We start from the raw sequence: 8,829 nt of genomic DNA on the forward strand, positions 1-8,829 counted from the left end.
TCATCAGCCGGGATTCGGCATGATAGGTCGGCTTCAATCCCGAAATCACTGCAACGGCAGGCACCATAAGCAAAGTGATTACAGCCATTATCAAGACGATCCTTCGCCGGACGAGGCGCAAGCCTGAGGTGAGCTCTTTACTCTCGCTCGGGTATCGGATCGCAACCATAATGACGGCAGTGGCGAACAAGACGAATAGAAGGCTATTCTGAGTCAGGATGATCGTTTCCGTGAGGTTCATCACCAGGAACATAATGACCAGCACGTTAGGCCACAGCCAGCCGTCCTTCGGAGCGGTACACAGCAGCACTGCGCCCTGACGCACCGCGCGGACAATGGTCCAGACCAGGAATAGGAAGCCGACGAGGCCGAGGCCCAACAATGTGTCGCGAAAGCCATTATGGGCGTGCGGCGCGGGCCATCCCGCCGCAGCTCGGACGCGCCAGCCGTCGGCGCTGGCGTCGGCCCAGAACGCCTGATAGCCGTAGCCGAGCAGCAACCGGCTTGCGATCTCACGATCCACCTCCCGCCAGAGCGGAATACGACCGGTCAGCGTCGCGTCCTTGCCTAGCGCTTCGAGCAGCGGAACGAGCAATTCACTGAGGCATACAAGGACCAGCACCACCAACTGCAGACAAACCAGCACCAACGTCGCCCGTCCAAGCCCGCGAATCTTTGAGAGGGCCAGGAAAAACCCCGTGGCCACCGCCGCGCTGGCTGCCGAAGTCATGGCAGTCATCGACTGGGATTCGACGAGGCAGAGGAGACTGGCGAACAGCAGCGGGATGCTGACGATCCTCAACCCGGACCGCCGATCCGCTGCCATCACGCCGCAAGCGTAAGTCGCGATCGCGGCGTTCCATCCGAGCGCGTTCTTGTTGTCAAAAACGCCTCTTAGAGAGCCGTCGGTCGCGCTGAACGCACGACCGGGCAACGCCGCGGCCATCAGAAGGCTGAAGAGCATGCCGGATCCGAGCACCAGAACCGTCAACAACAGCAGTTGCCGCGGCGTGAACAGGATGGCGAGAAGGTATGCAAGCGACACGGAGAGAAGCAGCGCAACAGCCCGTTGTAGAGTGAGGGCAGGGCTGGACGACCACAGCACTGAGACAAACGGTAGAAGGAGGAGCAAAACGAGCGGGAGGCTACGGCGGACGGCGATCAGCAGCTGCGTCGGATGGCGGGCCAATAGCCCAAGCGAAATCATGTAGATGGGCACGCCAAGCAGGCGAAGTGTCGCCATCTCGCTGGCATCCAAATAGCCATCGCGATCGACCAACGGAAAAACGGCCCCACTGAGAAGGACAAGTGCGACAGTGGCTCCGACCCATTCCAGCGACCGCCAAGACAAGGTGATCCCGCCGCCGCCGACTGCCGCATAGCCAGCCTTCGCTATCATGTCACTCGGCCGGGTAGTGGCTGGTCAACTGCTTTCCCGGCCCCTGTCGCGCGCTCGTGACCGCTGAACTGGAAGCGACGGCCACCGAACGCAGAGCACTCGCGCCGGCGGTCGGATCTCGCCATGCCCAATCGGGTGCATCGGCGTCGCCGGCCGACCCTGCCACGGGCCGGCCGGCGAGACGCTCCACCAAATACAACGGCCGTTGCCGGACCTCGATGGCGATGCGGCCGACATACTCGCCGAGAAGCCCCACGGAGATCATGTTGAACGCGCCGAACATTAGGATAACGACCATCATTGACGCGTAGCCGGGCGCATCGACTCCGAGTATCAGGGTTCGTGCAATGATGATGGCTGCATAGAGCTGGGCTAGAAAGACGACAACAAGGCCGACATAGGTCCAGATCCGCAGCGGCATCGTCGTCGATCCAGTGATCCCGTCTAACGCGAAGTTCCACAATCGCCAGTACACCCACTTGGAGGTACCCGCCATGCGTTGTGGCCGATCGTACTCGACCGTCGCCTGAGCGAAGCCGACCCAGGAGAACAAGCCCTTCATGAAGCGGATGCGCTCGGGCATGCCGTTCAGAACGTCAACGACGCTCCGGTCCAGCAGCCGGAAATCCCCGACATTGTCCGGGATGGGATAGTCGGCGAGCCGGTTGTAGAGACCGTAGAAGGCTGCGGCGGTCCGGCGCTTGAGCCAAGTGTCGCTGCCACGCATCCTGCGGCGCGCGTTGACCACCTTCGCGCCGCGCAGCCAGGCGCTCACCATATCCGGAATGATCTCCGGGGGGTCCTGCAGGTCAACGTCCATCGGTATGATTGCGTCGCCCCGGGCATGGGCTAGACCAGCCGCCAGCGCCGCGTCCTTGCCGAAGTTCCGCGACAGGTAGATCACGCCGACGTCCGGCCGCTCCGCCGCGAGGCTTCCGATGATCTCCGGAGTGCGATCGCGGCTGCCGTCGTCGATGAACAGAACCTCTAACCGCCCGCCGGGCCCGAGCGCGGCGTGGATCGCGCCGGCCTGTGCATCCAGAGCCTCGAGAAAGAGTGCTATCGTCTCCTCCTCATTGAGCACCGGCACGACGATGCTCAGCAGTGGGCCCTCCGTACCGGGCTTGCTGCGGGGCGGCAGCTCGCCGGTGCCGAGTGGCCAGCTGCGGGGGAACTCCGTGCTGCCTGGCAACATGTTATGCCCCCAATGCGGCGGAATAAGCCGGGCCGTGCGCCCCGGCCACCGCTAGACGGGCTGTCCGTGCGGGCGCGCGAATACGTAGGCCCGGCAGCACACGAAGAAGACCGTGGAATATACGATCGCTGCCACGGCCTGGGCCGCCACTGCGCCGACCGAATCGAGCAGCAGCGTGAGCGTACCGAGGTTCGCAGTGTAGGAAATCGCGAATGCCAGCACGAACCGTAGAAGGCGGCCGACCGGCCGGTCGCTCACTTGAAAGGTCCAGATACGGTTGAGCACAAAGCTCGTCGCCAGCCCGATAGCGTAGCCGACGGCATTCGCCGAATAGGGATCGAGCCCGAAGAGCATCTGCAGAATCAGAATCGCGCCAAATCCGACGATCGTATTTGCGACGCCAACGAGGCCGTAACGCATAAGTTGTTTGAGGAGACCGCTTGATCCGATCACCACCCGCGCTACTTTCACCTTTCACCATCCCCAGATCCATCCGACCTGTCCCCCAGATCCATCTGATCTGTCGAGCCACCGAGCCCCGACGCGAATCGGGCCGCCCCGACATCCGGGTTTGCGATGACCGTGTTTGCCCTCGTTAGAGACGAACTTTATTCTTCATGCTGACCGGTCGGAAGCGGGCAATAAGGCGTACGCGTACTACTTTCTGCTGACTGTGGCTTGAATGGGGAACGCGCTAGTCTCACGGCTGGTCAACGGCGGGATCGACCGGATCACTGGCCTGGCAAGGTTTCTGGCAAGGTTTAGGGACGCGTAGGCGGTGGACATGGCTGACCTCAATCCAGCGCTCGGCACGGAGATTCCGGAGCCATCAGGTCCGGTCAAGGAACCAGGATCGTTCTGGGAAGAGCCGCGGCCGTTGTCACGGCACGTGAGCCTGTGGCTCGCGATGGCTGCTACCCTAGTGGCGCTCTGCATCGCGGTCAGCCGACAGAGCTACTGGATAGACGAGGCCAATACGGCCTGGCGCGCGGCAGAGCCGCGCTTCGGACTGCTCGTGGGCCGGATGGTATTGGATACCGGCTCCGATGCACAGATGCCGTTGTTCCTCGCGGCGATCTGGGCATGGGAGAAAGTCGTAGGCCACGGCGAGATTGCGCTACGGGCGATGAACCTGCTTTGGGTCGTCCCGGGCCTCTACATCTTCGCCAACGGTCGGGTGGATCGCCTGCTTGTGGCCGGTACCAGCGCCTTTCTGTGGTGCTATCTCGATGAGGCACGACCGTACGGCATGCAGATCGGAGCCAGCCTGATAGTATTCGGCCTCCTCGAGCGCGCGGTCGTGGCGGCGCGTGATCCCGGCGCAAAAGATCCGCTCCTTCGCCCCTACCAAGTCTGGCTTCTCGCGTTCGGACTCATTGCCCTTGCGGGAAGCAGCTTGCTCGGAGCGATATGGACTGCCGCCGCGGTTGCGGCCGCCGCGTTCGCCGTGCCCTGGCGCGGCCGCCAGCTCGCCGCCACCCAGCTCATCGGGCCGGCGGTTCTGCTCCTGCTCGTGCTGGCGCCGCTCGGGCTCTACTACCTTTGGACAGTACTCGCGGGGGCAGGCGGCACCAGAGTGGCGACAACCGACGCGCGGAACCTGGTCTTCTCGGCCTACGAACTGCTGGGGTTTGCAGGCCTCGGTCCGGGCCGCACGGATGCGCGCGCCGGAGGGGGCGGGGTCTTCTTGCCCCACCTATTCGCGTTGGCTAGCTACGCCGTCTTGGTCGGGGCGGTAACGTTGGCCGCCGCGATCCACGCAATCCGTAATGTTCCGCCTCGGACGCTGGCAGCCTGCGCAATCGCTTTCACGGCTGCTGCTGCATTGATGCTGATCGCCGGATACCTGATGCACTGGCGCGTGGTCGGTCGCCACCTCGCGCCCGCGCTGATCCCCGTGTTGGCGGTGCAGGCGGCAGGTATGACGCTGCTCTGGCGCCGGCCTATCGGCAAACTCTTGGTGCTCGGCTTTCTGATGATGGCGTTGGCTTCTGCCGAAAGCATCAGATTCGCACCCCGCCACGCGAAGGACGACTACCGTTCCGCCGCCGCCATAGCACGGTCGGCCCTCGCCGAGGGTGATCGGGTCTGGTGGAGCGCAGATGCACTTGGCGCCCTCGTTTACCAAGTGCCGCTGGGACAGGGTTGCGCCGGTGCCCTGTACGTCTTCGAGCCGCAGCCGGGCTTCGCTTCGGCGCTTGAGGCTCCGACCCTTGTCGTCACCAGTAAGCCGGATATCTACGATCCAAACGGGGCGCTGGCCGCATTCCTGTCCGACCAGCATTTTCGCATCACCGAAACCTTCCAAGCCTTCCAGATCTGGCGGCGTACGCCACCGGCGAGCACATGCCGTGCGGCTTAGGTGGTTGAGATGGGGCGAGTCTATAACGAGACGAAGCGGCGAGCCGGCTACGGCCTATGCAAAATTTGTACGGATCGGAGGTGATGGAACAAATCGCTTACCGAGAGATGGCCGCCACAGAACAGGCTCACTGGTGGTTCCTGGCCCGCAGGAACATTATCGCGGACACAATCAAGAGCTTTAATTTGCCGCCCCACTCCAAGATCCTTGAAGTTGGCGCCGGTACTGGCGGGAATCTCAAGCTGCTTCAGCGATTTGGTGATCTCAGTGCTGTTGAGATGAATGATTATGCGAGAGCATATGCGACACAGGTGACTGGCGTTGGCGTCGAGTACGGCTTCTTGCCGGACTCGCTTCCAGACTATCCTCATAAGTTCGATTTGATCTGTATGTTTGATGTCCTTGAGCACGTAGAGAAGGATTTGGAGTCGTTGAAGGTGCTTGCCACACGATTGAATCCCGGCGGTCGCGTGCTGATTACGGTCCCCGCGTATCCCTGGATGTGGACTGACCATGACGTCGTCTTACATCACTACCGGCTATACGCGAACAGCCCTCTCCGGCGTTATAAATCGTGCAGGGCTTCAACTGGATCGGCTGACCAATTTCAATACGTTGCTATTTCCGGCTGCGATAGCTGTGAGGTTGGTCGGGAACGTACTCGGAAAAAAAGGATCGCCAGGAAGCGGCTTACCGCCACGATTTGTTAATTCCGCTTTCGCAACCATTTTTAAGTCAGAGGCGCCGATGCTGCGCAGGCTTAATCTTCCCTTTGGACTTTCGTTGATTGCAGTCGCGTCAAACTATGCCTAAGCGTCTAGTGAAGTTTGTAATTTCTGGCGCCGGTGCGACTGGCATCCATGTCGTAGTTGCCTGACGACTGATCGAAGACTACGCCGCAGATCCGGCATTTGCCAACGGTATCGCTTTTTTGATAGCCACGTCCTTCTCCTGCGTCGCAGACACACTCTGGACATTCGACGCTTTCTTGGGGTGGCTCAACATTAGGCGTTTTGTTACAGTGACGAGTTGCATGCCTTTAATGAGCATGTTCATTGCCAAATCAATAGATTAGCAGGCTTTGCGTATCTTGGAATATTTTGCGTAGTCATTGCTCTGCCAGCAATTACCTTCGTTGTGCACAATAAATGGACCTATAAATGAAAGTTGCATCACGAAGACCATGCTACGAAACGCTATCTAGGACGCTAGAATTGTTATCACCGCTCTCTTGCCATCGGAGATGGTGTAGTTGAAGAGTGCTGCGCTGGAGTAGCGGTCGCTCGGAGTGAAGACCACGTCGCCTTTGCTGATCTTCAAGATGTCGCCGGCGCAGCTGCCACCGAGCTCAGCATGACCTAGTCGCCGTTAGCGAGGATGGCGGCGTGTTCATCGCGGTGCTGAAGCGGAATCGTCCTTGGCATCCGGCGGCGTATCGACGGCGCTGGAGTGGGCCTCGTCTGCTCCGACGTCGACGACGCCGTTCACGCGGCCCTGCCCGTCTATGTCTGTGGACCCGAGGCCGAAGGCGGACGTTCCCGTATTGATGGCAGGCGAATCCGGCCTCAGATGAAAATCCCCATCGGCCGGATTCGCCAGCAGCGGATCAAGCCCGAACAGATTCCCGTTGACTGCACTCGGCATTTGGTAGTCCGAAAGCACCGATGCCTGGCCCGACGTGCCGTTGAAGGTGATGTTGTTGTACCACCTCACGTCCTGGTTCACATATCCATTGGTGGTCACGTTGTTGATGGCTCGGTTCCAGGAGTTCGTTCCCGGGTCCGCCACCCCGATGTTGTTCACCCAGGTGTTGTGGCTGCCCATGGCGTTGCTCAGTTCGCCCCTCCAGGTTCCCTTGTTGGCGTTGTCGTGGTTGTTGTGCCAGGCCGTGTTGTTGCGCACCGTCACGTAGTCACTCAGGAAGACGTGGATCCCCTTGCCACCATTGCCGTAGGAGAGGTTATTCTCGATCAAAGTGCCGTGGCTGTAGTTGGTGTCGTGAAAGCCGTCGATGATGATCCCGTTTCCGTCCGTGTGTTCCGAGGTAATGGCGGCTCCTTCCACGTTGTCGTGCGTCACGTTGTTCCGGATGATGTTGCGGAACTCGGCATTGCCGGCAGCGAGATCCACGTTCTGCCAGAGCGAGATGCCGCTGCACTGGTAGCCATTCGTCGCGGTATTGCCGTAGACTTCGTTGTCTTCGATCGTCAGCCAATCCGACTTGGTGGTGGTAATGCCCGAGCCGCCGCTGTCGTGCGCGATGTTGCCCTTGACCGTCACATGGTGCGAGCCGTCGACGTCGATCGCGTGTCCGCCGCCGCCAACGACGTCGAAGCCCTCGATCTTGATGTAGTCCGCTCGCACATTAAGCGTGCTATAGGTGTCCGAAGACGGCGGACGGAGCATTGCGCCGCCTGGCACTTCGGAACGGATCGTGATGTAGTTGTCCGCTGCACCGTCCTTACTCACCACGACCTGCTCGCGGTACGTTCCCGCCTTCACGACGACCTCATCGCCAGGCTTGAGTTGTTCCTGCATGGCGCGGCTGATCGTTTTCCACGGTGTCGAGGAGCTACCATTTGCGATGTCGCTCCCGTCGGCGGCAACATAGTACTCGGACATCACTGTTCTCCTGTCCCTGTAGTATCGACTAGTTGCGGTACCGGCTGTGATGATGGACCGTGCTTACCCGTACCCAGGAATGCAGCGGTGAGCCGATCTAAACTATCAAATCATTCGTAATCTTCAGATTCACGTTTTAAAACTGTGGTATTTCATCAATGATCTCACGAATAGTTCCGAGTCACTGAAGCTGTACTGGGCGTGTTTTTTCGGCCTTACATTGTTGATAGCGACCGAGATTTCGGCGTTGACACGACTGCTCCCACCCGACCTTCACATATCGCTGCCAACAGCTTCTCGAATCCTGGTCGGGCCGTGCCACTTCAGGATCGTCCAAGATCATCCTCCACGATTTGAACGGTCTCCCAACCCAACTGTCGAGCGCGCTCAACCAGGCTATACTGCCTTCTTTGGCTTTCCAGATTATTGGCAACTTGGTACGCCGTTACCTGCCGAACGTAGACGACGGCGCTGAGGGTAAGATGTTCGGCGGTGATCTTACTCATAGCTCGCATCCTTTCTGTGGTTGACGCACCGCTCGGCGGGCAGCTTTGCCGCCGCTTCCGTCAGCAATAGTTGCAGGAGTGTTAATGCTTCCCGGCGCTGGGTGTCGCTCAGATCCACCGGCCGGGCTGTGACGAACAGATCCAATTGCATGCGAAATTGCTTTCTCATGGCCTATCCCTTCGGCTTCTTGCACCAAGCAACAGGTTACGAGAGAATCAATGAAAGCGCGCAGTTCAACGAGCTTCGCTGCCGAAAGACGCGGCTCGGCGACAATCTCGATCGAACGTGCCGCGGGATCAAACATCCATGCGGGGGATTTGAAATGAACCACCATGGGCCTGTCGAATGAGCAGATAGTCAACACCGTTGCCGCGCTCGAGATAATGCCCATCAAGGAAGGAGCGATAAGCGTCTGCGATGCCCTGCTTCAGCCCTATCTTAGGCGACCAGCCGAGTGCGCGGAGCTTGTCGGCACTCATGAGTTTGCGTGCCGTGCCATCTGGCTTGTTGAGGTCGTGCGTGATCTTGCCTTCGAAACCGACGACCTTGGAGACGAGGTGTGCCAATTCGAGGACGGTAATGTCTTCGCCGGAGCCTATGTTCACATGAGTTTCGGCGGAATAGGTCTTCATGAGATGGACGCAGGCGTCGGCGCAATCGTCAACATGCAGGAACTCGCGCCGCGGCATGCCAGTACCCCAGATGCATATTTCTTGCCGTTGATTTATCTTCGCCTCATGCGCC

10 protein-coding genes are annotated in these 8,829 nt (G+C 59.8%); 2 read left to right on the forward strand and 8 right to left on the reverse strand.

Annotated elements, in window-relative coordinates; genetic code table 11:
• From HGP14_RS34685 to HGP14_RS34695, 3 genes are all read right to left on the reverse strand, one after another.
• Window positions 1-1,399, reverse strand: a 1,399-nt coding sequence (locus HGP14_RS34685; RefSeq protein WP_168834310.1) for an O-antigen ligase, incomplete at its 3' end; no start/stop codon positions are given.
• Window position 1,400: 1 nt separating this feature from the next.
• Complete coding sequence (locus HGP14_RS34690) at window positions 1,401-2,594, reverse strand: glycosyltransferase family 2 protein (protein ID WP_168834311.1); 1,194 nt, start codon at window positions 2,592-2,594, stop codon at window positions 1,401-1,403.
• 51 nt (window positions 2,595-2,645) lie between these two features.
• Window positions 2,646-3,065, reverse strand: coding sequence for a GtrA family protein (locus HGP14_RS34695; RefSeq protein ID WP_168834312.1), 420 nt, complete (start codon window positions 3,063-3,065; stop codon window positions 2,646-2,648).
• Between the two features lie 313 nt (window positions 3,066-3,378).
• Here HGP14_RS34695 and HGP14_RS34700 point away from each other — a divergent pair, with 313 nt between their 5' ends.
• Window positions 3,379-4,956 (forward strand): hypothetical protein, encoded by a 1,578-nt coding sequence (locus HGP14_RS34700; RefSeq protein ID WP_168834313.1) that lies wholly within the window; start codon window positions 3,379-3,381, stop codon window positions 4,954-4,956.
• 83 nt (window positions 4,957-5,039) lie between these two features.
• A complete protein-coding gene (locus HGP14_RS34705) occupies window positions 5,040-5,666 on the forward strand; it encodes a class I SAM-dependent methyltransferase (protein WP_168834314.1) in 627 nt (208 codons plus the stop codon).
• A gap of 490 nt (window positions 5,667-6,156) precedes the next feature.
• Here HGP14_RS34705 and HGP14_RS36410 read toward each other — a convergent pair whose 3' ends face one another.
• The 5 genes from HGP14_RS36410 to HGP14_RS34725 all read right to left on the reverse strand — a co-directional run.
• Window positions 6,157-6,276 carry a cadherin-like domain-containing protein gene (locus HGP14_RS36410; RefSeq protein WP_281408160.1) on the reverse strand — a complete coding sequence of 40 codons (120 nt, stop codon included), beginning with the start codon at window positions 6,274-6,276 and terminating at the stop codon, window positions 6,157-6,159.
• A 69-nt stretch (window positions 6,277-6,345) separates the two neighbouring features.
• Entirely contained in the window at window positions 6,346-7,578 is a 1,233-nt protein-coding gene (locus HGP14_RS34710) for a right-handed parallel beta-helix repeat-containing protein (protein ID WP_168834315.1), read from the reverse strand.
• A 323-nt stretch (window positions 7,579-7,901) separates the two neighbouring features.
• Complete coding sequence (locus HGP14_RS34715) at window positions 7,902-8,084, reverse strand: hypothetical protein (protein ID WP_409527124.1); 183 nt, start codon at window positions 8,082-8,084, stop codon at window positions 7,902-7,904.
• The gene (locus tag HGP14_RS36125; RefSeq protein ID WP_168834309.1) at window positions 8,077-8,253 is read right to left on the reverse strand and encodes a hypothetical protein; all 177 of its coding nucleotides are present in this window, start codon (window positions 8,251-8,253) and stop codon (window positions 8,077-8,079) included. Before HGP14_RS36125 ends, HGP14_RS34715 begins: the two co-directional genes overlap by 8 nt.
• A 128-nt stretch (window positions 8,254-8,381) precedes the next feature.
• The coding region (locus tag HGP14_RS34725; protein ID WP_246704771.1) for an NAD-dependent epimerase/dehydratase family protein at window positions 8,382-8,829 on the reverse strand (448 nt) is incomplete at its 5' end.

This window comes from Rhizobium sp. P32RR-XVIII, assembly GCF_012641395.1.
Lineage (GTDB): Bacteria > Pseudomonadota > Alphaproteobacteria > Rhizobiales > Rhizobiaceae > Rhizobium.

What these genes read in the sequence shown, in the direction of transcription:
- HGP14_RS34690 (WP_168834311.1), bottom strand. Translation starts at nt 2,594, where the DNA reads ATGTTGCCAGGCAGCACGGAGTTCCCCCGCAGCTGGCCACTCGGCACC.
- HGP14_RS34700 (WP_168834313.1), top strand. Translation starts at nt 3,379, where the DNA reads ATGGCTGACCTCAATCCAGCGCTCGGCACGGAGATTCCGGAGCCATCA.
- HGP14_RS34705 (WP_168834314.1), top strand. Translation starts at nt 5,040, where the DNA reads ATGGAACAAATCGCTTACCGAGAGATGGCCGCCACAGAACAGGCTCAC.
- HGP14_RS34710 (WP_168834315.1), bottom strand. Translation starts at nt 7,578, where the DNA reads ATGTCCGAGTACTATGTTGCCGCCGACGGGAGCGACATCGCAAATGGT.
- HGP14_RS34715 (WP_409527124.1), bottom strand. Translation starts at nt 8,084, where the DNA reads ATGAGTAAGATCACCGCCGAACATCTTACCCTCAGCGCCGTCGTCTAC.
- HGP14_RS36125 (WP_168834309.1), bottom strand. Translation starts at nt 8,253, where the DNA reads ATGAGAAAGCAATTTCGCATGCAATTGGATCTGTTCGTCACAGCCCGG.